The sequence below is a fragment of the Methylobacterium sp. 88A genome (assembly GCF_000376345.1).
Classification (GTDB): domain Bacteria; phylum Pseudomonadota; class Alphaproteobacteria; order Rhizobiales; family Beijerinckiaceae; genus Methylobacterium; species Methylobacterium bullatum.
Genome location: NZ_AQVT01000001.1, coordinates 324,576 through 347,013 on the forward strand (window position 1 = coordinate 324,576; position 22,438 = coordinate 347,013).

22 protein-coding genes are annotated in these 22,438 nt (G+C 66.6%); 20 read left to right on the plus strand and 2 right to left on the minus strand.

Annotated features, from left to right (window positions below; genetic code table 11):
• Positions 1 to 86: 86 nt before the first annotated feature.
• From A3OM_RS0101500 to ruvC, 8 genes are all read left to right on the plus strand, one after another.
• Complete coding sequence (locus A3OM_RS0101500) at positions 87 to 1,148, plus strand: class 1 fructose-bisphosphatase (RefSeq protein WP_018041967.1); 1,062 nt, start codon at positions 87 to 89, stop codon at positions 1,146 to 1,148.
• 34 nt (positions 1,149 to 1,182) lie between these two features.
• On the plus strand, positions 1,183 to 2,043 hold the full coding sequence (locus A3OM_RS0101505) for a phosphoribulokinase (RefSeq protein WP_018041968.1): 861 nt from the start codon (positions 1,183 to 1,185) through the stop codon (positions 2,041 to 2,043).
• Positions 2,044 to 2,104: 61 nt separating this feature from the next.
• The gene (rpe, locus tag A3OM_RS0101510) at positions 2,105 to 2,791 is read left to right on the plus strand and encodes a ribulose-phosphate 3-epimerase (RefSeq protein WP_018041969.1); all 687 of its coding nucleotides are present in this window, start codon (positions 2,105 to 2,107) and stop codon (positions 2,789 to 2,791) included.
• On the plus strand, positions 2,785 to 3,531 hold the full coding sequence (locus A3OM_RS0101515; protein ID WP_018041970.1) for an HAD-IA family hydrolase: 747 nt from the start codon (positions 2,785 to 2,787) through the stop codon (positions 3,529 to 3,531). The genes rpe and A3OM_RS0101515 overlap by 7 nt, the downstream gene beginning before the upstream one ends.
• 276 nt (positions 3,532 to 3,807) lie before the next feature.
• Positions 3,808 to 4,554: a YebC/PmpR family DNA-binding transcriptional regulator gene (locus A3OM_RS0101520; RefSeq protein WP_018041971.1), complete on the plus strand. Its 747-nt coding sequence runs from the start codon at positions 3,808 to 3,810 to the stop codon at positions 4,552 to 4,554.
• A 597-nt stretch (positions 4,555 to 5,151) separates the two neighbouring features.
• A complete protein-coding gene (locus A3OM_RS24705; RefSeq protein ID WP_198290807.1) occupies positions 5,152 to 8,001 on the plus strand; it encodes a PAS domain S-box protein in 2,850 nt (949 codons plus the stop codon).
• Positions 7,994 to 8,365: a response regulator gene (locus A3OM_RS0101530; RefSeq protein ID WP_018041973.1), complete on the plus strand. Its 372-nt coding sequence runs from the start codon at positions 7,994 to 7,996 to the stop codon at positions 8,363 to 8,365. Before A3OM_RS24705 ends, A3OM_RS0101530 begins: the two co-directional genes overlap by 8 nt.
• 230 nt (positions 8,366 to 8,595) lie before the next feature.
• Positions 8,596 to 9,159, plus strand: coding sequence for a crossover junction endodeoxyribonuclease RuvC (gene ruvC / locus A3OM_RS0101535; RefSeq protein ID WP_018041974.1), 564 nt, complete (start codon positions 8,596 to 8,598; stop codon positions 9,157 to 9,159).
• An 82-nt stretch (positions 9,160 to 9,241) separates the two neighbouring features.
• Here the strand turns inward: ruvC and A3OM_RS0101540 are convergent, their stop codons facing one another.
• The gene (locus A3OM_RS0101540) at positions 9,242 to 9,871 is read right to left on the minus strand and encodes a YceI family protein (RefSeq protein ID WP_018041975.1); all 630 of its coding nucleotides are present in this window, start codon (positions 9,869 to 9,871) and stop codon (positions 9,242 to 9,244) included.
• Between the two features lie 83 nt (positions 9,872 to 9,954).
• Between A3OM_RS0101540 and ruvA the strand changes: the two genes are divergently transcribed.
• The 4 genes from ruvA to bfr all read left to right on the plus strand — a co-directional run bounded on the left by ruvA (position 9,955) and on the right by bfr (position 12,783).
• Positions 9,955 to 10,572 (plus strand): Holliday junction branch migration protein RuvA, encoded by a 618-nt coding sequence (gene ruvA / locus A3OM_RS0101545; protein ID WP_018041976.1) that lies wholly within the window; start codon positions 9,955 to 9,957, stop codon positions 10,570 to 10,572.
• Positions 10,573 to 10,743: 171 nt separating this feature from the next.
• A complete protein-coding gene (locus tag A3OM_RS0101550) occupies positions 10,744 to 11,733 on the plus strand; it encodes a hypothetical protein (protein WP_026175613.1) in 990 nt (329 codons plus the stop codon).
• 208 nt (positions 11,734 to 11,941) lie between these two features.
• Positions 11,942 to 12,223, plus strand: coding sequence for a (2Fe-2S)-binding protein (locus A3OM_RS26255; protein WP_081612604.1), 282 nt, complete (start codon positions 11,942 to 11,944; stop codon positions 12,221 to 12,223).
• Positions 12,224 to 12,285: 62 nt separating this feature from the next.
• On the plus strand, positions 12,286 to 12,783 hold the full coding sequence (gene bfr, locus A3OM_RS0101555) for a bacterioferritin (protein WP_018041978.1): 498 nt from the start codon (positions 12,286 to 12,288) through the stop codon (positions 12,781 to 12,783).
• Positions 12,784 to 12,881: 98 nt separating this feature from the next.
• Here the strand turns inward: bfr and A3OM_RS0101560 are convergent, their stop codons facing one another.
• Entirely contained in the window at positions 12,882 to 13,739 is an 858-nt protein-coding gene (locus A3OM_RS0101560; protein WP_018041979.1) for a manganese catalase family protein, read from the minus strand.
• A gap of 700 nt (positions 13,740 to 14,439) precedes the next feature.
• Between A3OM_RS0101560 and ruvB the strand changes: the two genes are divergently transcribed.
• From ruvB to tolB, 8 genes are all read left to right on the plus strand, one after another.
• Positions 14,440 to 15,528 carry a Holliday junction branch migration DNA helicase RuvB gene (ruvB, locus tag A3OM_RS0101565; protein WP_018041980.1) on the plus strand — a complete coding sequence of 363 codons (1,089 nt, stop codon included), beginning with the start codon at positions 14,440 to 14,442 and terminating at the stop codon, positions 15,526 to 15,528.
• Positions 15,529 to 15,699: 171 nt separating this feature from the next.
• Complete coding sequence (locus tag A3OM_RS0101570; protein ID WP_018041981.1) at positions 15,700 to 16,638, plus strand: metallophosphoesterase; 939 nt, start codon at positions 15,700 to 15,702, stop codon at positions 16,636 to 16,638.
• Entirely contained in the window at positions 16,635 to 17,609 is a 975-nt protein-coding gene (locus tag A3OM_RS0101575; protein ID WP_018041982.1) for a metallophosphoesterase, read from the plus strand. Before A3OM_RS0101570 ends, A3OM_RS0101575 begins: the two co-directional genes overlap by 4 nt.
• Positions 17,606 to 18,019 carry a tol-pal system-associated acyl-CoA thioesterase gene (ybgC, locus tag A3OM_RS0101580; protein ID WP_018041983.1) on the plus strand — a complete coding sequence of 138 codons (414 nt, stop codon included), beginning with the start codon at positions 17,606 to 17,608 and terminating at the stop codon, positions 18,017 to 18,019. The genes A3OM_RS0101575 and ybgC overlap by 4 nt, the downstream gene beginning before the upstream one ends.
• A 249-nt stretch (positions 18,020 to 18,268) precedes the next feature.
• Positions 18,269 to 18,985, plus strand: a complete 717-nt coding sequence (tolQ, locus tag A3OM_RS0101585; protein WP_018041984.1) for a protein TolQ — start codon at positions 18,269 to 18,271, stop codon at positions 18,983 to 18,985.
• 32 nt (positions 18,986 to 19,017) lie between these two features.
• Positions 19,018 to 19,461, plus strand: coding sequence for a biopolymer transporter ExbD (locus tag A3OM_RS0101590; protein WP_026175616.1), 444 nt, complete (start codon positions 19,018 to 19,020; stop codon positions 19,459 to 19,461).
• Between the two features lie 15 nt (positions 19,462 to 19,476).
• Positions 19,477 to 20,886 carry a cell envelope integrity protein TolA gene (tolA, locus tag A3OM_RS0101595; protein ID WP_018041986.1) on the plus strand — a complete coding sequence of 470 codons (1,410 nt, stop codon included), beginning with the start codon at positions 19,477 to 19,479 and terminating at the stop codon, positions 20,884 to 20,886.
• A gap of 217 nt (positions 20,887 to 21,103) precedes the next feature.
• A complete protein-coding gene (gene tolB, locus A3OM_RS0101600; protein ID WP_018041987.1) occupies positions 21,104 to 22,435 on the plus strand; it encodes a Tol-Pal system beta propeller repeat protein TolB in 1,332 nt (443 codons plus the stop codon).
• The last annotated feature ends 3 nt before the right edge of the window (positions 22,436 to 22,438 follow it).

The window sequence follows — 22,438 nt, forward strand, 5'->3', positions numbered from 1 at the left end:
CTCCGGCCTTTCGAAGGCCCGGAACCGAGACGGAAGATGAGCGGCCGGATGGTCTCCGGCGGGTCTGTGGAAGAGGACGTGAGCCGATGTCGTTGGGGTCTCTGGAAATTGGGTCGCGGCTCGACGCGTACCTCGCCCAGGCGGTCGCCGCCGATCAGGGACTCGCCGACGTTGCGGCGGTCATCGCAGCCTGTGCCGAGGCGGCTGTCGATGTGAGCGAGGTGATCGGCCGCGGCGCTCTGGGCGGCGGCGATCTCGCCGCGCAGGGTGAGCAGAACAGCGACGGCGACGTGCAGAAGGCCCTCGACGTTCTGGCGCACCAGCGCTTCACCGAGGCCCTGCGCGGCGCACCGGTGGCGGAGGTCGCTTCCGAGGAAGCCGAGGGCGTCATGCTCCTCAACGCAGGCGCTCCCCTCGCCGTCGCCATCGATCCTCTGGACGGCTCGTCCAATATCGGCGTGAACATGGCGGTGGGATCGATCTTCGGCATCCGGCCCGTGGGCGCGACGGCGGAGAACCCCCTCGGCTCGTTCACGAGCCCAGGCACCGCCCAGCTCGCCGCCGGCTTCGTCACCTACGGCCCGGCGACCTCCCTGGTGCTGACGCTCGGCTTCGGCACACAGATCTTCACCCTGGACCGGGCCGAGCGCGTGTTCCGCCTCACCAGCCCGCGGATCGAAGTGGTGGCCGCCGCCAAGGAATACGCCATCAACGCCTCCAATGCCCGGCATTGGGACACCCCGGTGAAGGCCTATATCGAGGATTGTCTGGCCGGTTCCGAGGGACCGCTGGACAAGAACTTCAACATGCGCTGGCTCGGCTCCCTGGTTGCCGACGCGCAGCGGGTCCTCCTCCGTGGCGGTGTGTTCCTCTATCCCGGCGACAACCGGAAGGGCTACGCGCAGGGCCGCCTGCGCCTCCTTTACGAGGCCGCGCCCATCGCGATGCTGATGGAGCAGGCCGGTGCCGCGGCCACCGACGGTGCCAACCGCATCCTCGACATCTCCGCCACCGGCATCCACGAGCGCGTGCCGCTGGTGTTCGGTTCGAGCGAGGACGTGGCCTGCGTCGCCAAGTATTACGGTGGCCGCAACGCCGCCGCCGGCCGCTCACCCCTGTTCGGCCAGCGCGGGCTGATGCGCAGCTGACCGGGGACAGGCTGGAACCGGTCGGGTATCGTTCATGTCGGCGCGTCATCCCATCATCTCGGTCACCGGATCGTCGGGCGCCGGCACGACCTCCGTGCGCAACACGTTCGAGCAGATCTTTCGCCGCGAGGACGTGAGCGCGGTCTACATCGAGGGGGACGCGTTCCACGCCCTTGATCGCAACGCCATGCGCAAGGCCATGGCCGAGGAGCCGACCCTCAGCCACTTCGCGCCCCGCGCCAACCTGCTCCTGGAATTGGAGGAGGTGTTTCGCAGCTACGGCGAATCCGGCGGCGGGCGCACGCGCCACTACGTCCACGACGTCGCCGATGCGCAGGCCTACGGCGCCGAGCCGGGCACCTTCACGCCCTGGGAGGATTTTCCGCCGGGCTCCGACCTGCTGTTCTACGAAGGCCTTCACGGCTGCGTCGTCGACGACAATGTCGACATGGCCCGCTACGCCGACCTCAAGATCGGCGTCGTGCCGGTGATCAACCTCGAATGGATCCAGAAGCTGCACCGGGACCGCTCGTTCCGCGGCTATTCCACCGAGGCCGTCACCGACGTGATCCTGCGGCGCATGCCGGATTACGTGCAGACGATCTGCCCGCAATTCACCTGGACGGACATCAACTTCCAGCGCGTGCCCACGGTGGACACCTCCAACCCCTTCATCGCCCGCTGGATTCCCACCGCCGACGAATCGATGGTGGTGATCCGCTTCAAGGACCCGAAGGGCATCGACTTTTCCTATCTGATTTCGATGATCCAGGGCTCCTTTATGAGCCGTGCCAATTCCATCGTGATTCCGGGCGGCAAGCTCGACATCGCGATGCAGCTCATCCTGACCCCGATCATCATGCAGCTCGTGGAGCGCAAGCGCCGGCTCGCCTGAAACGACCCGACGTCCGCGCGACGGCACTTGCCGGACCGACAGAGTGAACGAGATAGACCGTATGACGACCCGCACGGCCGGCCCCATCATCTCTCCCTCCATCCTCGCGGCGGATTTCGCGGCTCTCGGCGAGGAGGTCCGTGCGGTCTCCGAGGCCGGGGCGGACTGGATCCATCTCGACGTGATGGACGGGCATTTCGTGCCCAACATCACGTTCGGCCCCGACGTGGTGAAGGCGCTCCGGCCGCACAGCGCCAAGCTGTTCGACGTCCACCTGATGATCGCCCCCGCCGACCCGTATCTCGCGGCCTTCGCCGAGGCGGGCGCGGATGCGATCTCGGTCCATGTGGAGGCCGGACCGCATATCCACCGCTCGCTTCAGACCATCCGAACCCTCGGCAAGCGCGTCGGCATCGCGCTGAATCCGGGCACCCCTGCGAGCGCTATCGAGCCCCTGATCGACATGGTCGATCTCGTCCTGGTGATGACGGTGAATCCCGGCTTCGGCGGCCAGAGCTTCATCCCCTCGACCCTGGAGACCATCGCCCGGATCAAGGCCATGACCGCCGGCCGTGCCATCGACATCGAGGTGGATGGCGGCATCACCGCGGAGAATGTCGGCCTCGCCGCAGCCGCCGGAGCCAACGCGTTCGTGGCTGGCAGCGCCGTGTTCAAGGGCGGGCCGGCCGGATATGCCGAGCGCATCGCTGCGATCCGGGCGGGCGCCGGCGGCACCGTCGCATGTTGAAGGCGCTGATCTTCGACGTCGACGGGACGCTGGCCGAGACGGAGGACCTGCACCGTCAGGCTTTCAACCGCGCCTTCTCGGAACTGGGGCTCGACTGGCACTGGTCGCCGGAGCTCTATGCCGACCTCCTCACCGTCATGGGCGGCAAGGAGCGGCTCGCCCATTACGTGGCCACCGAGCACGGCGAGCCGGACGCCGAACGCCGCGCCCAGATGAGCGAGATCCACGACCGCAAGACCGGGATCTATGGTGACCTCGTCACGAAAGGAGCCCTCGAACTGCGCCCCGGCATCGCGCGGCTCGTGGGGGAAGCCAAGCGCGCAGGCCTGCTCCTCGCGGTGGCGAGCACCACGAGCCGCCCCAACGTGGACGCGCTCCTCGCCGTCAACTTTCCCGAGGGTAGCCCCTTCGACGTGGTTGCCTGCGGCGACGAGGCTGAGCGCAAGAAACCGCATCCGGACGTGTTCGTCCTGGCCCTGACGCGCCTCGGCGTGGCGCCGGGGGAGGCCATCGCCTTCGAGGATTCGGTGGCCGGCATCCGCTCGGCGCTGGATGCGGGATTGCCCGTGGTGGCCACGCGAAGCCGCTACACCGGCGGACACAGCCTGGAAGGCGCTTTCTCGGCGGTGTCGGATCTCGGTGAGCCGGGGACGCCCCATACCCACCTCTCGGGAATTCCATGGGCAGGAGGCGTCGTCACCCTCGTGGGGCTGGCGGCCTGGCACGGGCGGGCGGGCTGACCCCCTTCGCCGGCCGGGGGAACAGCGTCGCCCCGGCGAGAAGACCGAGGCCGGCGGTGAGGGCGAGGCGCCACCAGGGTCGCCCGGCCCCGTCGTCTCGGGGGGATGTCGCCATGTTCGTATCCGCCGGGGTCGGAAAAGCCCTGTCCCGCCAACGCGGCGGGCGCGCTCGCGTTGCCTCCTTGGGCGGACCCGGCCTATAACCCGGCCAAATGCCGCTGCGGCGACGCATGCGTGCCCCTCCGTTCCACCTCCGTATCGATCCAAGGTCACGCCATGGCCGGCCATTCCCAGTTCAAGAACATCATGCACCGCAAGGGCCGCGTCGACGCGGTCCGCTCCAAGATCTTCGGCAAGCTCGCCCGAGAGATCACGGTGGCGGCCAAGCTCGGCATGCCCGACCCGGCGATGAACGCGCGACTGCGCGCCGCCATCATCGCGGCCCGGGCCGAGAACGTGCCCAAAGATAATATCGAGCGCGCCATCAAGAAGGCCTCGGGCGCCGACGCGGAGAGCTACGACGAGATCCGCTACGAGGGCTACGGCCCGGGCGGCGCCGCCCTCATCGTCGAGGCGCAGACCGACAACCGCAACCGCACCGCCTCCGACGTACGCTCGGCCTTCACCAAGTCCGGCGGCAGCCTCGCCGAGACGGGGGCCGTCTCCTTCATGTTCGACCATGTCGGCGTGGTGGAGTTCGACGCCTCGGTGGCGGATGCCGACACCATGCTGGAAGCCGCCATCGAGGCCGGTGCCGACGACGTGCGCTCCTCCGAGGACGGCCACGAGATCACCTGCGCCCAGGATTCCTACGGCGAGGTCTCGAAGGCGCTGGAGGCCCGGTTCGGCGAACCGCGCCGCACGGCCTTGGTCTGGAAGGCGCAGAACACCATCGAGGTCGACGACGAGACCGGCGAGAAGCTGATCCGCCTCGTGGAGGTCATCGAGGACCAGGACGACGTCCAGAACGTCTACGTCAACTTCGCCCTCTCCGACGCGCTGGTGGCCAAGCTCGAAGGCTGAAGGGCCACCGTTACCCTTCCTCTCGATCTGAGGATTGCCCGAGACGGATCGATCCGAATTGGGTCGGGGAAGAGCGATCGTCCATGGCCTCGCCCTCGAACCGAGGAGGGAATTCACCCTCCCCGCGTGCGGGGCGAGGGGATGCACACGCCTTCGTCTCCGCGCGCGACGGCACCGACGTGAGGCATCGCCTCGCCGCCTCTCCTCGTCAGGCCGGCCCGACCGTGATCGTCGGACCGGGCAGAGGTCTGGGATCGGCCGGAAGGACTGTCATGGTGGCGTGTCGCCCGACCGCTGCGGGGAAATCGCGGACCGGAACGGGACGTCCGGCGGCAGGCGAACGTGGTTTGGTTCGTCTTCGATCGGACGGGTATGGAACGACGACATCCGCATCCATCCCCCGATCCATGCGACGATACTGCGCTCGTGTCTCCGCCCGGGTCGTAAATGAAGTCCGGTGATGCGGGCCGACGTTGCATGCGTCGCGTCATCCAATAGCGTCAGGCGCGAATGACCGTCGAGCACCGTAAAGAGAAGACACCGGCGGTTTTGCCCGACGTTCTTCTGGACTTGAACGAGGTCCCGATCACCGAAGCGTTGGCAGGACGTCCCACCCGCCCTCCCGACTTCGAGGCGGAAGCCCATGTCCTCTCCGAACTGGCGCTGGAACTGACCGTCAGTCCCGGCAGCATCCTGCAGCGCCTCGTCGACCTGATCGTCGAGAGGGGGATCGCCGGATCGGCCGGCATCAGCATCCTGAGATCCCACAACGGAGTGAGCGCTTTCCGATGGGATGCTGTCGCCGGGCTATGGGCGGCGCGTCTCGGCGGCATCATGCCATACGAAGCGAATCCATGCGGCATCGTGGTGACCCGTAACACCCCCCTGCTGTTCTCGCGTCCGCACACCCACGTCCCCGCCGCCGCCGAACCTTTCATCCACGAGGTTCTACTGATCCCTTTCCCTGCCCGCGACGAGCCTGTCGGTACCCTGTGGGTCAGTGCCCATGACGGGGAGCGTGCTTTCGATGGTGAGGATCTCAGGCTGCTCACGCGCCTGACGCGCTTTGCCTCCGCCGCCTACGTCATGACCGGGGCCCTCGATGAGGCGCAGGCTGCGAGGGAAGATCTGGAGCGGCGCGTCACCGACCGCACGAAGGCGTTGCGGGAAAGCGAGGAGCACCATGCGTTCCTGCTCCGCTTGAGCGACATTCTCCGACCGCTCAAGGCATCGGCCGAGATCGCAGAGGCTGCGGCCCGGCAACTCGGCGATCACCTCGATATCAGCCGCGCTTGCTACGGTGAGATCAGCGAGGGCCGCTTGACGATTGAGCGCGAGCATGGCCGCGGTGTCTCCTCCATCGTCGGCGAGTATTCCTTGGACGCTTTCGACCCCGAGTTTCTCGCGGCCTACCGTATCGGCGAAGTCGTGGCGGTGTGTGACGTCGAGACGGACGCACGTCTCGGCGCTGCCGCGAAAGCCGAACTCCAGTCACGAAGCATCGCTTCCTTCGCAGATGTCGTTCTGCTCGGGGACGGTCAGCGGACGAGCATTCTCCGCGCCCAACACGCGATCCCTCGTTCATGGACCGACGCCGAGCGGTTCCTCATCCGCAGCGTCGGCGAGCGTGTGCGGTCGGCGATCGAGCGTGCCCGTGCCGAGGTGGCGCTTCAGGAGAGCGAAGAGCGATTCCGTGCCTTCGTTACGGCGAGTTCGGACGTGATCTATCGAATGACCCCGGACTGGTCGGAGATGCGTCGGCTCGACGGACCGGGGTTCCTCGCGGACGAGGGAAGCCTGGGCCAGGGCTGGGTGAACGGCACCATCCTGCCGGAGGATCGCCCCACCATCGACGCTGCCATCGACGGAGCGATCCGTGGCAAGCAGGTCTTCGAACTGGAGCATCGTGTCCGACGGACCGACGGCAGCGTCGGCTGGACGCACTCGCGCGCCGTTCCGATCCTGGCCGGCAACGGCGAGATCGTCGAGTGGTTCGGGGCCGCCAGCGACGTGACGGCACGGAAAACCGCGGAGGCGGCGTTACGCGAGAGCGAGGAGCGTTATCTCGGTCTCTATAATGCCCTTGACCAGGGTTTTTGCACCATCAGGGTAGCGTTCGACGGCGAGGGCACCCCGACCGACTATCGGTTCGAGGAAGTCAGCCCCGCCTTCGAGGCGCAGACCGGCATCACGGATGCGGCTGGCCGGTGGATGCGTGACATCACGCCCGGCCTGGACCAGTTCTGGTTCGATGCCTACGGTCGGGTCGCCCTGACGGGAGAACCCACGCGGTTCGAGGCCGGGTCCGAGCTGCTCGGGCGGTGGTGGTCGGTCTATGCCTATCGCATCGGCGATCCGAATGCGCGCACCGTGGCGCTTCTGTTCTCAGACATCACCGAACGCAAGCGTACTGAAGCGGCCCTGCGCGAGAGCGAGGCGCGCCTCAGCCAGTTCGGCGAGGCCTCTTCCGACGTGCTCTGGATGCGCGATGCCGCGACGTTCCAATGGATGTATCTCACTCCCGCCTTCGAAACGATCTACGGCCTGGACCGAACGGCGGCCCTCTCCGGCGACAACATGGTGGGTTGGGCCGATCTCATCGTGCCGGAGGACCGCGAAGGTGCGGTCGCCAATCTTCAGCGTGTCACGATGGGAGAGCGGGTCAGCTTCGAGTACCGCATCCGGCGGCCGACCAACGATGAGATCCGCTGGCTGCGCGATACCGCCTTTCCGATGCGTGACGCGTCCGGAACGGTGCGTTGGATCGGCGGCGTCGGGAGGGACATCACCGAGGAGAAGGAGAGGGCCGAGCATATGAGCGTGCTCGTCGCCGAACTGCAGCATCGCACCCGCAACCTCATGAGTATCGTGCGCGCCACGGCTGAAAAGACCTTGCGGAACAGCGTGGATCTGGCGGACTTCAAGGCACGCTACATCGTGCGTCTGGCCGCCCTGTCCCGGGTACAGGGCCTTCTCTCCCGCCTCGCCGAGGGCGCGCGCATCACCTTCGACGAGTTGATCCGCAGCGAGGTCGCCGCCATCGACGGGGAGGGCGCGAGGATCGTTCTGAAGGGGCCGTCCGGCGTGGCTCTGCGCTCATCGACGTTGCAGACTTTCGCGCTGGCCGTGCACGAACTCGCGACCAACGCGGTCAAGTACGGCGCCCTCGCGCAACCGCAAGCGCGCCTCGAGATCAACTGGCACTTGGAGCATGCCGAACCGGAGCAGGGGCCCTGGCTGCACGTGGACTGGCGCGAGCGTGGCGTCGTCATGCCGTTGCAGACGGGCTCGCAACGGAATGGGGCGGGCCGCGAGCTGATCGAGCGGGCCTTGCCCTACCAGCTCGGTGCCAGGACAACCTACGTGATGGAATCCGATGGGGTTCACTGCACCATTGCGCTGCCCGTATCGGGACGCATGATGTCCGGGAAGATGGCCGATGCCTGAGGACACGCTCCAAGCACGACGCATCCTCGTCGCGGAGGACGAGTATTTTCTCGCGGACGAGCTGAGCAGCGCGCTGCGGGAGGTAGGAGCCGAGATGCTCGGTCCGGTCGCCTCCGTGGAGGGCGGATTGCGCATGCTGGAACGAGGCGCCGCGCCGGACGCCGCATGCCTGGATGTGAATCTCGGCGGCGATAACGTCTACCCGCTCGCGGACGCCTTGATCGCACGCGCCGTGCCGTTCGTGTTTACCACGGGATACGACCAGGCCGACGTCCCGGACGCCTACGCTCACATTCGCCGCCTGGAGAAGCCGGTCGAGGTCGCGACGGTGCTGAGAGCGCTGGAGGACCTTTTCAGATCCTGAGCAGGTTTCGCAGAAGCGGCCCCCGGTTCTGCGGCAAAAACCTCCTCAGTGGTCAGGGCCTGACGCTGGGTACCGCCGCGACATATGCCGAAGGTCGGGCTTGGAAGCCGGTGTTGCCGTGGAGCATGTCGGCGGCCGGAAGGCCGCGGTCGGCGAGGGAGGGGGCATCCGCGGCCGGCCGTCTGGCCTATGATGGCGCGCCATAGGCAGTCACCGCGATACAGGCCCCCATGACCCCCATCCGCATCCTTGGCATCGATCCCGGCCTGCGCCGTACCGGCTGGGGTCTGATCTCCGTCGTCGGGGCGAAGCTGACTTACGTCGATTGCGGCGTGGTGACCTCGGACGGCGATCTGCCGCTCGCCCTGCGCCTGCGGGAATTGCACGAGGGCATCACCCGCGTGGTGTCGGGGTTTTCGCCCGACGAGGTCGCCGTGGAGGAGACCTTCGTCAACAAGGATGCGCAGGCCACCCTGAAGCTCGGGCATGCCCGCGCCATCGCCCTGCTGGTGCCGGCCCTGGCCGGGTTGCCGGTTTCCGAATACGCCGCCAACCTGGTCAAGAAGACCGTCTGCGGCTCCGGCCACGCCGAGAAGGTGCAGATCCAGGCGATGGTGAAGTTCCTGATGCCCAAGGCCGAGTTCAAGACCGCGGACGCGGCGGATGCCCTGGCCATCGCCGTCACCCATGCCAACCATCGCGGGGCGCATGCCCTGAAGAAGCTCCACGCCCCCGTCGCCGGGGTGAGCGGGCTTGCCGCCGCGCGGATCGCGGCGGCCCTGGCGAAGGGGTGAGCATTCTCCTCTCCCATCTCGCGGGAAGAGGCGGGGGCCGCACCACCTGAAACGCCTCCCCCGCTCGGGGGGAGGCGACCGCTCACTGCGCCTTGAATTCGCCCTCGAGCCGCAGGGACACGTCGTCGCCGATCGCGGGCAGGAAGGCGTTGACGCCGAAATCCGAGCGCTTGATCACGGCCCAGCCATCGAAGCCCACGGTGTAGCGCTTGTCGATGGGATTGAGGCCGGCCCGGTTGAAGGTGGCGTCGAAGGCCACGGGCTTCGTCACGCCCTTCAGGGTGAGGCTGCCGGCGACGCGGGCCGTGGTCGGGCTCGTGGGCTCCACCAGGGTGGCGGTGAAGGTGGCGGTGGGAAACTTCTGGGTGTCGAAGAAGTCCGGCCCCTGGAGATGGCGGTTGAGCGTTTCGTTCAGGGCGTTGATGCTTCCCATGCCGATGGTCACGGTGAGCCGGTTCTTGCCCGGATCCTTGGGGTCGAGGTCGGCTTGTCCCGACACGTCGGTGATCTGGCCGTAATAGGTCGAGTAGCCGAGGTGGCTCACCGACCAGGTGATCTTGCCGTGGGCCGCGTCGAGCACGTAGCTGCCGGCCCGGACCTGGGTGGGGTCGGTGGTGGGGGCGGCATCCTGGGCCGGGTTCTGGGCCGGTGTCTGAGCATGGGCGTGGGCGGTGGCCATCACCATGAGGAGGGCGGCGAGGGGTGTGCGCATCGGGCGGTCACTTTCTCTCGGTGGCGTGTCGGACAGGCGGGCCTGTCCCTGGTAAAGACCCGTCCGTGATGACGGGATGACGCATGATCGGCAAGTTGAAGGGCGTGGTGGATTCCTACGGCGAGGATTTCGTGATCCTCGACGTACAGGGCGTTGGCTACGTGGTGCATTGCTCCGCCCGCACCCTGCAGCGGATGCCGGAAGCGGGCGAGGCGGCCTCGCTGGCCATCGAGACCCATGTCCGCGAGGACATGATCCGGCTCTACGGCTTCCGCTCGGATGCGGAGCGCGAGTGGTTCCGCCTGCTCCAGACCGTACAGGGGGTGGGCTCGAAGGTGGCCCTCGGCCTGCTCTCGGTGCTGGAGCCGGAGGCCCTCGCCACCGCCATCGCCATGGGGGACAAGACCTCCATTGCCCGCGCGCCGGGTGTCGGCCCGCGCCTGGCCGCCCGCCTCACCGCAGAACTGAAGGACAAGGCGCCGGCCTTCGCGCCCATCGACCCCGCCGTGCTCGCCCTGTCCGGCGCGGTGGAGGACCGCACCGCGCCGCAACCCGCCGCCGATGCGATCTCAGCCCTGGTCAATCTCGGCTACGCCCCGGTCCAGGCCTCCGCCGCCATCGCCGCCGCGATGAAGGGCGCCGGGGAGGGGGCGGAGGCCAAGACGCTGATCCGCCTCGGGCTCCGCGAACTCGCCCGCTGAGTCCGGGCGCTGCCACGGGCGAATCCCATCCGGCCCGGCGCCTGTATCAATGGTCTACGTTATGGCCCCCCCTGCTTTGACTGGGCGGATCGGCTTTCGTCCTTCCGGCGACCTGTCAAATCCGCTATCGACCTGAGCCCCGACTGGGCGGACCGCTCTCCGGGATTGAATATGACGGGCTTTTGGACATCCCTGGCGACCGCTTTGGTCTCCGGCGCGGCGCTCGCACCGGCGCTGGCGGCCGATCCGGCGAGCGCGCCGCCGCCCGTTCCGGATGCGCCCTCGCCGTTCTTCCTCTTCACCGACACCCAGGTGGGCTACCACTATCAGTTTCCCGCCGCAGAGCCGGGCGTGCGGGTCCGGAACGCGGACGGGTCGTTCCGCTCGCGGGGCATCCCCAAGCAGATCTTCACCCTCTCGCATGCCAATGCCTGGGCCTACGGCACCAATCTCCTCTCCCTCGACATCCTGAAATCCGGCTCGCAGGAACGCGCTGGCACGACCAACGCCCCGGGCGGGCTCTTCCTGCGCGATGATGGCGCGACGGAGGTCTACGGCCTCTACCGCGGCACCCTCAGCCTCAATGCCCTCACCGGGACCAAGGCGTTCATAGTGCCCGGCCTCGTCAAGGACGTCTCCCTCTCCTACGGGTTCGACGCCAACACGAAGGACACCGCCTTCGGCCCGCGCAAGCGCAACGTCGTCGGCGGCCTGAACTTCGCCTTCGACGTGCCGGCTGGTTTCCTCAGCGCCTCGGTCCACGCCTACAAGGAGTGGAACCGAAACGGCTTCAATCCCTATTCGAACCGGGACATCAGCTACGACACCGTCCCCGAGATCGAGATCGCCTACAACTTTCCCCTGGCCTTCACCGGTCTGCCGCTCAGCGTCACGGGAATCAACAACATCGTCCTGCCCAAGGGGCGCGGTGTCCGCAATCCGGTCATCTTCGCCTTCAACCGGGAGACGGGGCTCGAATTCGTCTTCCGCACCAATCTCGTGCTCGACCTCGGCAAGCTCGTCTACGACCGGCCCGACCGCGTCGATGTGTTCATCGGTTTCCAGTACTGGCTGAACAAGTTCGGGAACCTTGAAACGGCGACCCTGAAGGGCACGGAAGAGAAGAGCTTCCTCGCCGGTATCGCGTTCCACGTCTTCTGAGCCCGCCTCGCCATGATCGAGCCTTCTGGCCACAGGACGCGTCCGCGCGCCTTGCGCATTCGTCCCATGGCGGTTAAGTTGTTGAGATAGCAGTAGATTTTAAAAGTTCTAAAGAGGCGCGCAAGCCAATGATCGGGGAGGGGAATTTGCCGATGACGCAATTGTCTCGTCCGCGATCGACGCTTCCTGTTTCGTTCAGCGAGCTCCCATGATCGTCTGTTCCTGTAACGTGTTGTCCGACGGTGCCGTTCGCGCTTGCCTGAAGGACGGGCCCGATTGCCCGAGAACCCCGGCGCAGGTCCAGGCCTGCCTCGGCTGCAGCCCGAAATGCGGCCGCTGCGCCCGGACCATTCGTTCGATCATGCAGGCGGCTCTGCAGGGTGCTCTGCAAGACGCGGTGGCGGAGGCCGGCCATGCGTGCGGAACGGGTTGCGCAAGCAGCTGTAGTTTGGTTCAATTCCAAACTGCGGGGGAGGGGATCGCCGCCTGAGGGCCTGTGCGAGGCCCCACGCTCCCCTTCGAGCTTGAAATAGCCGGACGGGAGTGAGTTTTATGAAGGGTGATGCGAAGGTCGTCGAGTACCTCAACAGAGGTCTGCGCAGCGAACTGACGGCCGTGAGCCAGTACTGGCTCCACTTCCGCATGCTGAACGACTGGGGCTACATTGACCTCGCCAAGTTCTGGCGTAAGGAATCCATCGAAGAGATGAACCATGCCGACCGGTTCATCGACCGGATCCTGTTTCTCGACGGGTTTCCGAACCTGCAGGAGCTCGATCCGCTGCGGATCGGTCAGAATATCGAAGAGATCATTGCCTCCGATCTCGCGGCCGAGACCGAGGCCCGCGCGCTCTATCTCGAAGCCGCGCAGTATTGCGATTCGATCAACGACCGCGTGTCGAAGATCCTGTTCGAGGAGCTGGCCGCCGACGAGGAGGGCCATATCGATTTCCTCGAGACCCAGCAGACCCTGATCGCTCAGATCGGCCTGGCGCTCTACGCCCAGAAGCATATCGGCGGCCTGGAAGCGATCGCTCCCGAGAAGGACTAGCGCCACGCCAACGTCCGGGAATGCGGGCGGCATTCCCGGGGGCTTCGTGAACGATGAAAGAAAGGCCTGCCGTGAGAGGGGCGGGCCTTTCCCGTGTTTCAGGACATCTGCTGTGTCTGGGCGCCGCTATCCGGGCGTGCCGGGCCGAGGACCGGCTCCTCACCCATGGGGGCATTCTTGACGACGTTGAACGTCCCCTTGCCGTCGAGCGACGGCCCGCTGGTCCAGCGTCCTTCGGGGAGAGGTGAATCGTCTGCTGTGGAGACGAAGAAGCTGTAGCTGTGCTTCTGACTTTCCTCGCTCTGCGGGAAGCTGTTGGGGATCGGCAGGTTCGCTTCCATGCCACCCATATCCTCAATGACGGCGAGCCATTGCTGCTGGTGCATCGTGTCGCGCGCGATGAGGAAGCTCCACATGTCACGCATGCCCGGATCGTTGGTCGCGGTCATGAGGCGCACGGCGAGGGTTCGTCCGGTCGTCTCGGCAGCGACGTTGCAATACATGTCCGCTGCAAGGTTTCCGCTAGCGTAGATGTGGGACATGTCGAAGGGAACGCCATCGCAATTGGCCGGGAAGGCAGCCATGCCGGTGGAGAGAATGTGGCGGTGGAGCATGCCCTCCACTACGTGTCGTGGGTTCTCGCCATTCATCACGGCGCCGACGACCGCATCCTTCACCCCCGCTTCCTGTAACTTGGTCGGGGCGGTCTCCAAGTTGAGGGCGACGGCGGTGGCGAGCATCTCGATATGCCCCATCTCTTCCGTCGCGGTGTTGAGGAGCATGTCGCGATACTTCGTCGTCGGGCCGCGCGCGCCCCAGCCTTGGAAGAAGTACTGCATACAAACGCGGATCTCACCTTCTATGCCGCCAATGGCCTGCTGCAGCATGCGGGCATAGACCGGATCGGGAGTCTCCACGCGAACGGGATATTGCAGGCGCTTGTCGAGATAGAACATGCCGATTGGTCCTTTCGAGCGAGATAGAGCAGTCATCGGCGAACTGACCGACGAATGGTCGTAGAAATAGGAATTTAGTCATATATGCGACCGTAAAATCGTTCGGCCGGCCTTGAGCCAGAGGTGAATCCGTTAGCCACGACCCTGGCCGGAGCGCTGACGGTCTCCTGGCATCACGTCGCGAGCGGATGTGTCGGAGATATTGCCGCTGCGGCTACGATCTCCAGAACTGCCATGGTTGTTGCGGACAAGACCATGTTGCCTTGTCGCCATCGCCACTGTTCTAGCTTGATAAATCTTTTTGAAACGTAGAGTTCCAGAAATCTGTCGCTGTGTCAGGCATCAGACATAACAACAATCGGTGTTAACCTGGATCAAGCATTGAGTTTACATAAGATAATCGTTCCAAAGGTTCGGGTCCGTCATGGGTGTTGCTAGTCGTTGATGCGTGGAGCGAGGTCGGGCTGGGCCAAGGCCACTCTGCTCCGTACTTGCGGGGAGAGGGCGAGATGATCCCGATCCGTCATGCAGTCAGGTGAGTAGGGTCACCGTGGGACCCTCGGGCCACGCATCCACCTTCGTGGGGGCGGGCACCGGTTGCCGGCCGGCGAAGTAGCGCGCGCGGCGGCGTTGTGCGACATCGGGCGAAACGCCCACCCACAGGAGCAGGCCCTGTGCCGGGCCCCGACCGAGAGCCCGTGTGAGCAAGCTCCCCAGATCGCCGAAATCTCCGACCCTTCATCCGCTACCAGAATCGCTCCTGACGCCGGAGCGGCGGCCGGACGATGTGGAGCAGTCGATCCGCCCGCTCAGCCTTCCCGAATTCATCGGGCAGCGCGCGGCGCGGGCAAACATGCAGATTTTCATCGAATCCGCGAAAAAGACCGGCTCGGCCCTCGACCACGTGCTGTTCGTGGGGCCTCCTGGCCTCGGCAAGACCACCCTGGCGCAGATCGTGGCCCGCGAACTCGGGGTGAACTTCCGCTCCACCTCCGGCCCGGTCATCGCCAAGGCCGGCGACCTCGCGGCGCAACTCACCAACTTGGAAGAGCGCGACGTGCTCTTCATCGACGAGATCCACCGCCTCAACCCGGCGGTGGAGGAAATCCTCTATCCGGCGATGGAGGATTACCAACTCGACCTCATCATCGGCGAGGGGCCGGCGGCGCGCTCGGTGAAAATCGAGCTGCCGAAATTCACGCTGGTGGGCGCCACCACCCGCGCCGGCCTGCTCACCACCCCCCTGAGAGATCGATTCGGCATCCCGATCCGCCTCGAATTCTACGATGTCGACGAGCTCGAACTCATCGTCTCCCGTGGCGCGCGGGTGCTCGGCATCGGCATGTCGGCGGAGGGCGCAAACGAGATCGCCAAACGGGCACGGGGAACGCCCCGCATCGCCGGGCGCCTCCTGCGCCGGGTGCGCGACTTCGCCATCGTGGCGGATGCCCCCACCGTGACCCGCGCCATCGCCGACCGCGCGCTCCAGCTTCTCGACGTGGACCCGGCCGGCCTCGACGTGATGGACCGCAAATACCTGACCATGATCGCCACTTCCTTCGGTGGCGGCCCGGTGGGGATCGAGACCATCGCGGCGGCGCTCTCCGAGCCGCGCGACGCCATCGAGGACATCATCGAGCCGTTCCTGATCCAGAAGGGATTCGTCCAGCGCACCCCGCGCGGGCGCATGCTGACCCCACACGCCTACAAGCATATGGGTTTTGCCGTGCCCCGGCGCGATCCGGCCTCGCAGTTCGGGCTGTTCGGGTCGGAGGATCCCGATGGCTGAGTCGCTCGGCGGCGGCGGAGGTTTTCTCCCCGCGGAGGCGAGCCGGCGTGTACGCATCCCCTCTTCCCGCATGCAGGGAGAGCCGGGTGCTGATGTCGGTCGGAAAATCAGATCCTACGCAATAGCCCTTGCCGAAACAGGATGGGTGGTGCGCAAGTCGACATCCGTCCTATGAGCTCCGCATCCTCCCCGGTCCGGATCACCCGCCGCACCGTCGTGCTCGGCCTCGGCGCCGTGGCGCTCGCGGGCAGCGGTACGGCTGCCTACGGAATCGGTATCGAGCCGATGCGTCTCGCCATCACGCGCTACCGGATCACCCCGATGGCGCCGTGGCCAGCGGGACTGACCCTGCGGATCGTTGCCGTCTCCGACGTCCATGCCTGCGATCCCTTCATGACGCCTCAGCACATCCGGCGGATCGTCGAGGCGGCCAATGGCCTTGGCGCCGACGTGATCGTGCTGCTCGGCGATTATGTGAGGGGCATGCATCGGTTCACCGGCATCGTGGACTCCGCCGATTGGGCACCCGTCCTCGGGGCGTTAAAGGCGCCGCTCGGCACCTACGCCATCCTCGGCAATCACGATTGGTGGGCCGATCGCGCCGCCTGCGAGCGCGGGCACGGCCCGACCTTCGCCGGGGAGGCCCTGACCCGCGCCGGCATCCGCCTCCTCGAGAACGAGGCCCTGCCCCTGCGGGTGAGGGGACACGAGGTCTGGCTCGCCGGGCTCGGCGATCAGTTGAGCTTCCAGGGCACATGGTGGCGCTACGGTCTCCCCCGGAAGGGAAGCGACGACCTGCCGGCCACCCTCGCGGCGATCCCCGACGGCGCGCCCTCCATCCTTCTCGCCCATGAGCCGGACATCTTCCCGCAGGTGCCCGTCCATGTGGCGCTGACCCTTTCGGGCCATACCCATGGCGGACAGGTCCGGCTCCTTGGCTACGCCCCCGTCGTCCCCTCCCGGTATGGGCGGCGCTACGCCTATGGCCATGTGCGCGAGCAGACCGACCTCGTGGTTTCCGGTGGCCTAGGCATGAGCGGCCTGCCGGTGCGCTTCGGGGTTCCCCCCGAGATCGTGGTGGTCGACCTGTCCAAGGAGCCCATGGCATGAACCCGGGTGACGATCGGATCGGCGAGGAGGCTCTGCCCTCCAGGACACGAGCGGTGAGGATCACGCGCCGGACGGTTCTCGCCGGCATCGGCGGCATGGCCCTCGCGGGAGGTGCGACGGCCGCCTACGGCGTCGGCATCGAGCCCATGCGCCTGTCGGTGACGCGCTACGCCATCACGCCGAAGGGCCACTGGCCCGCCGGGCTGAAGCTCCGCATCGTGGCGCTGGCCGACATCCATGCCTGCGAGCCGTGGATGAGTGCCGCCCGCATCGCCGGCATCGTCGAGACCGCCAATGCGCTCGGCGGCGACCTGACGGTGCTCCTCGGCGACTACGTCACCGGGCAGAACTTCGTCACACGCTATGTCGAGGCAGCCGAATGGGCACCCGAACTCGGCCGCCTCAAGGCGCCGCTGGGCACCTTCGCCATCCTCGGCAATCACGATTGGTGGGAGGACCGTTCAGCGCAGGCACGAGGGGCCGGCCCAACCATCGCTGGACAGGCCCTGACGCGGGCCGGCATCCGTGTCCTCGACAACGAGGCGATCCGGTTGGAAAAGGACGGGCGCGGGTTCTGGCTCGCGGGACTCGGCGACCAACTCGCCCTGCTGCCGGGCGCCAAGCGCCACGGCCATGCCCGCATCGGGGTCGACGATCTCGACAAGACGCTCGCTGCCGTACCTCAGGGTGCGCCGACGGTCCTGCTGGCGCACGAGCCGGACATCTTTCCGCAGGTTCCGGCCCATGTGGCGCTGATCCTGTCCGGCCATACCCATGGCGGCCAGGTGCGGCTGTTCGGTTACTCTCCCGTGGTTCCGTCGCGTTACGCCAACCGTTACGCCTACGGCCATGTCCGCGAGCAGGCGGATCTCGTCGTCTCCGGCGGCCTCGGCAACAGCATCGCGCCGGTTCGCTTCGGCGTTCCCCCCGAGATCGTCGTGGTCGACCTATCCTCGGAAGCCATCGCATGACCTCTCATCGCATCGATATCCGCGTCTATTACGAAGACACCGATTTCTCAGGTTTCGTCTATCACGCCAATTACTTGCGCTACATGGAGCGCGGCCGCACCGAGCTGCTTCGCGCTCTCGCCATGGAGCAGGTCGACCTCGCGCGCGATGCCGGACTGATCTTCGTCGTTCGGCGCATGGTGCTCGACTTTCTGAAGCCGGCGCGGATGGACGACATGCTCGCCATCATGACCACCGTCGTCGAACTGCGCGGCGCTTCGATGCCGATGATCCAGGAAGTGCGGCGCGGCGACGAGGTCCTGCTGAAGGCCGAGGTCACCGTGGCGGCGGTGCGGGATGGCCGCGCCGTGCGACTTCCGGACAGCCTCCGCCGGGCCATGGCGCAGCGTTTCGCGACTCCGTCGCTTTAGGCTCCGGCAGGGCCGGCCCGGCTTTCGGTCGGCAAAGCGATGTGCCCAGGACAGCGAGACGTCCGGCGAGAGAGAATCCGGCACTTCCTCATGGTTCATTAACCTTGACGGCCGAGGAAGGTGCGGCGTGCATTTTGCGATGCACCTCATACTTTCGACAGATTCACCAGCGATCTGGGGAACATACCGCCCGGGTCAGGTGGAGCGCGGGAGTCGACCTCCCGGTCGACCCGGGACGAGGACGAACGCATGAATCCCGCCGATGCCATGCAGGCGCTGCCGCCGCCGGACATGAGCTTGTTCAACCTGTTCTGGCACGCTCATTTCGTGGTGAAGCTGGTGATGGTGGGCCTGCTCGGCTGCTCCGTCTGGTGCTGGGCCATCATCGTCGACAAGACCCTGCTGTTCCGCCGCACCAAGACCGAGATGGATGCGTTCGAGGAGGCGTTCTGGTCCGGCCGCTCCCTGGAGGAGCTCTACCGCTCGTTCAACGACCGGCCAGCCACCAATCTCGGCGCCCTGTTCGTGGCCGCCATGCGCGAATGGAAGCGCTCGTTCGAGGGCTCCGGCCGGCAGATCCAGAGCCTGTCCCAGCGCATCGACAAGGTGCTCGACGTGACGATCCAGCGCGAGGTCGAGCGCCTCGAGTCGCGCCTGCTGTTCCTCGCCTCCATCGGTTCGGCCGGCCCCTATGTCGGCCTGTTCGGCACGGTCTGGGGCATCATGACATCCTTCACCGCCATCGCGGCGTCGAAGAACACGTCCCTGGCCGTGGTCGCACCCGGCATCGCCGAGGCCCTGTTCGCCACCGCCATCGGTCTGTTCGCGGCGATTCCCGCGGTGCTCGCCTACAACAAGCTGCAGTCGAACGTGTCGAAGGCCCAGTCGCGGCTCGAGGGCTTCGCCGACGAGTTCTCCGCCATCCTCTCGCGTCAGATCGACGAGCGCCTGTCGCTCGCCGCCTGATCCCGCATTCTTAGAAGCATCGAGGCACGATCATGGGCATGGCCCACGGAGCGGCGCAGGGTGGCAGCAGGCGGCGTCGCGCGCGGCGCGGCGGTGCCATCAACGAGATCAACATGACGCCGTTCATCGACGTCGTGCTCGTGCTGCTGATCGTGTTCATGGTGGCCGCGCCGATGATGACGGTGGGCGTGCCCCTCGACCTGCCGCAATCCAAGGCGAGCCCGCTCAACTCCGATTCGACGCCGGTGACCCTGTCTATCCGCCAGACCGGCCAGGTCTTCCTCGGCGAGGCCGAGCTCACCGACGACACCATCGTGCCGAAGCTCGTGGAGACCTCCAAGTCCGGCTTCGAGGAGCGCGTCTTCGTGCGCGGCGACAAGCGGGTGGATTACGGCCGCGTGGCCCAGGTGATGGCGATCGTGACCGGAGGCGGCTTCAAGAAGGTCGCCCTCGTCACCGAGCCGGACCAGAAGTAACGGGCCCGGCGGATCGTGAAGCTTCCCTCCAAATTCCGGGAACCGGGCGTCTGGGTGTCGAGCGGCGTGCATGTCGCCGTGCTCACCGTGGCGCTGATGTCCGTCGCCGCTCCCGCCCTCCCCGACGCCCAGGAAGGCGTGCCGGTGGAGGTGATGACAGAGCAGCAATTCTCGGAACTGACCAAGGGCGAGAAGAACGCCGACAAGCCGATGCCCGATGCCAAGCCCCGCGCCGACAAGGTCGCGGAGAAGGTCGAGGAGCGCGAGCCCGAGAACGCGAAGGTCGATGCGCCCGCGCCCCCGAAACGCCCGGCCGACATGAAGGTCGCCAGCGCCGAGGAGATGCCCCTGCGCATGCCCGACCACGAATCCGAGAAGGAAGCGGCGGAGGCTGCCGCCAAGGCCGAAGCGGCGAAGCTCGCCAAGGAGGCTGCCAAAGCCGAGGCCGCCAAAGCGGCGGAAGCCAAGGCTGCAGCGGAGGCCAAGGCAGAGGCCAAGGCCGCCGCCAAGGCTGAGGCGGCCAAGGCCGAAGCAAAGGCCGAGGCGGTGAAGGCCGCCAAGGTCGAGGCCGAGAAGCGCGAGAAACTCGCCGAGCTCATCGAGCGCCAGGAGGCCGAGGCCATCGCCAAGGCGGAGGCCGCCAAGGCCGAGAAGGCCAAGGCCCTGGCGGAAGCCAAGGCCCAGGCCGAAGCCAAAGCTCTGGCGGAAGCGAAGGCGCGGGCCGATGCGAAGGCCAAGGCCGAAGCACTCGCCAAAGCGGAGAAGGCCGAAGCCGAGGCGGAAGCCAAGGCCGAAGCGAAGGCGAAGGCCGAGGCCGAACGTCAGCAGGCCGTCGCTGAAGCCAAAGCCGCTGCGGATGCCAAGGCCCAGGCCGAGGCGAAGGCCAGGGCCGATGCCGCCGCGAAGGCCAAGGCGAAAGCCATGGCGGATGCGCGCGCCAAGGCCGATGCCGAGGCCAAGGCGAAGAAGCAGGCCGAGCTCGCCGACAAGTTCAGTTCCGGTGACATCAAGCAGCTGCTCGCCTCGCGGGCACCCTCGCAATCCACCGGCGCGACTGGCCACGAGGTCCAGCGCACGGCCTCGCTGGGAGCCGCCAGCGGTACCTCGCAGCGCCTCTCGCCCTCCATGCGCGATTCGCTGATCGGGATGCTGACCCAGCAGATCGAGCGCTGCTACTCGGCGCCCCCCGGCGCGTCGCAGGGCGTGGTGCTGCCGATGCTCGATATCCGCCTCTCGGCCAACGGTTCGCTGAGCACCGAGCCGCGGATCATGCGCGGCGGCGCGAACGCCGTGGACCGTTCCCTCGCCGAGGCCGCGCTCCGTGCGGTGAAGCGCTGTGCGCCCTACAAGATCCCGCCCCAGTTCGCGCCGTACTATGACGACTGGAAGGCGATCAACGCGGAATTCGAGTTCTCGCGGGTGTGATACAGGTCGGTGATCCTTCCTTCGGATTCGTCCAATCCCTCTCCCTCATCCTGAGGTGCCGAAGCGTGAGCGAAGGCCTCGAAGGAGGCTTCCAGGGCCCTCGTGCCGGCTGGAAGCCTCCTTCGAGGCCCGCTGACGCGGACACCTCAGGATGAGGTCGAGGATAGGAAGAACCGACGCTCCCAGAATCCCTGTTCAAGGTTTTCGGAATCTCTTCATGACCGATACTTTCCACCGGCGGCCCGCCTCGCCCCTGGCGTCGCTCCTCGCGGTGCTGGCCCTCGTGCTCGCCTTCGCCGTGCCCGCACAGGCGCAGCTGAACCTGCGGATCGGCGGCGGCTCGTTCCAGCCGATGCCCATCGCTGTGGCCGATTTCTCCGGCGATCCGAGCCTCGGCCTGCTGGTGTCGAGCGTGGTGACCAACAATCTGCGCCGGTCCGGTTATTTCGTGCCCCTGGAGAAGGGGAAGTTCCCTGAGAATCCCGGCTTCGATGCGGTGCCGGGATTCGACAAGTGGCGTGCCGCCGGTGCTCAGGCCCTCATCACCGGCCGGGTCGGGCGTGATCCTTCGGGCAAGCTCAAGGTCGAGTTCCGGCTCTGGGACGTCACCTCCGGCCAGCAGCTCACCGGTCAGCAGTATGGCGCCGACGTCGCCAACGCGCGCCGCACCGGACACCTTATCTCGGACGTGGTCTATACCAAGATCACCGGTCTCGGCGGCTGGTTCGACAGCCGCATCGCCTTCGTCGACGAATCGGGATCGAAGGAGAATCGCCGCAAGCGCCTGATGGTGATGGACCAGGACGGCGCCAATGTCCGTGCGCTGACCAACGGCGAATCCGCCGTGGTGGCACCGCGCTACTCGCCTTCGACTCAGGACATCGCATTCATGACCCAGGCCACCGGCCAGCAGCCGCGTGTCCAAGTGATCAACCTGGAGACCGGCGCGCGTCAGGCCATCGGCCGGATGGATTCCATGAGCACCAGCCCGCGCTTCGCGCCGGACGGTCACCACCTCGTCATGAGCGTGCAGCAGGGCGGCAACGCCGACATCGTCAAGATGGATCTCGGCTCGAAGGCGCAGACGCCGATCACTAACGGCAACGCCATCGACACCTCGCCGACCTATTCTCCCGACGGCGGCAAGATCGTGTTCGAATCCGATCGCGGCGGCTCGCAGCAGATCTATGTGATGGGGGCCGACGGCTCGAACCCGACCCGAATCTCTTTCGGCGAGGGCTCGGCCTCGCAGCCGGCCTGGTCGCCGAAGGGAGACCTCATCGCCTTCACTCGGCAGCGCAAGGGCGGCTTCGCCATCTGCGTGATGAAGCCCGACGGTTCGGGCGAGCGCGTGCTCACGGAAGGCTTCCACAACGAAGGGCCGACCTTCGCGCCCAACGGCCAGTACGTGCTGTTCTTCCGCGATCCCGGCGGCCAGGGCGGCGGCAAGCTCTACATGGTCGATATCACCGGCAAGGTGGAACAGCCCGTCCCGACGCCGTCCTACGCCTCCGACCCGACCTGGTCACCGCTATTGGCTGGGAAGTAGGGG

Coding starts and splice junctions, on each gene's coding strand:
- A3OM_RS0101500 (WP_018041967.1), top strand. CDS start 87: ATGTCGTTGGGGTCTCTGGAAATTGGGTCGCGGCTCGACGCGTACCTC.
- A3OM_RS0101505 (WP_018041968.1), top strand. CDS start 1,183: ATGTCGGCGCGTCATCCCATCATCTCGGTCACCGGATCGTCGGGCGCC.
- rpe (WP_018041969.1), top strand. CDS start 2,105: ATGACGACCCGCACGGCCGGCCCCATCATCTCTCCCTCCATCCTCGCG.
- A3OM_RS0101515 (WP_018041970.1), top strand. CDS start 2,785: ATGTTGAAGGCGCTGATCTTCGACGTCGACGGGACGCTGGCCGAGACG.
- A3OM_RS0101520 (WP_018041971.1), top strand. CDS start 3,808: ATGGCCGGCCATTCCCAGTTCAAGAACATCATGCACCGCAAGGGCCGC.
- A3OM_RS0101530 (WP_018041973.1), top strand. CDS start 7,994: ATGCCTGAGGACACGCTCCAAGCACGACGCATCCTCGTCGCGGAGGAC.
- ruvC (WP_018041974.1), top strand. CDS start 8,596: ATGACCCCCATCCGCATCCTTGGCATCGATCCCGGCCTGCGCCGTACC.
- A3OM_RS0101540 (WP_018041975.1), bottom strand. CDS start 9,871: ATGCGCACACCCCTCGCCGCCCTCCTCATGGTGATGGCCACCGCCCAC.
- ruvA (WP_018041976.1), top strand. CDS start 9,955: ATGATCGGCAAGTTGAAGGGCGTGGTGGATTCCTACGGCGAGGATTTC.
- A3OM_RS0101550 (WP_026175613.1), top strand. CDS start 10,744: ATGACGGGCTTTTGGACATCCCTGGCGACCGCTTTGGTCTCCGGCGCG.
- A3OM_RS26255 (WP_081612604.1), top strand. CDS start 11,942: ATGATCGTCTGTTCCTGTAACGTGTTGTCCGACGGTGCCGTTCGCGCT.
- bfr (WP_018041978.1), top strand. CDS start 12,286: ATGAAGGGTGATGCGAAGGTCGTCGAGTACCTCAACAGAGGTCTGCGC.
- A3OM_RS0101560 (WP_018041979.1), bottom strand. CDS start 13,739: ATGTTCTATCTCGACAAGCGCCTGCAATATCCCGTTCGCGTGGAGACT.
- A3OM_RS0101570 (WP_018041981.1), top strand. CDS start 15,700: ATGAGCTCCGCATCCTCCCCGGTCCGGATCACCCGCCGCACCGTCGTG.
- A3OM_RS0101575 (WP_018041982.1), top strand. CDS start 16,635: ATGAACCCGGGTGACGATCGGATCGGCGAGGAGGCTCTGCCCTCCAGG.
- ybgC (WP_018041983.1), top strand. CDS start 17,606: ATGACCTCTCATCGCATCGATATCCGCGTCTATTACGAAGACACCGAT.
- tolQ (WP_018041984.1), top strand. CDS start 18,269: ATGAATCCCGCCGATGCCATGCAGGCGCTGCCGCCGCCGGACATGAGC.
- A3OM_RS0101590 (WP_026175616.1), top strand. CDS start 19,018: ATGGGCATGGCCCACGGAGCGGCGCAGGGTGGCAGCAGGCGGCGTCGC.
- tolB (WP_018041987.1), top strand. CDS start 21,104: ATGACCGATACTTTCCACCGGCGGCCCGCCTCGCCCCTGGCGTCGCTC.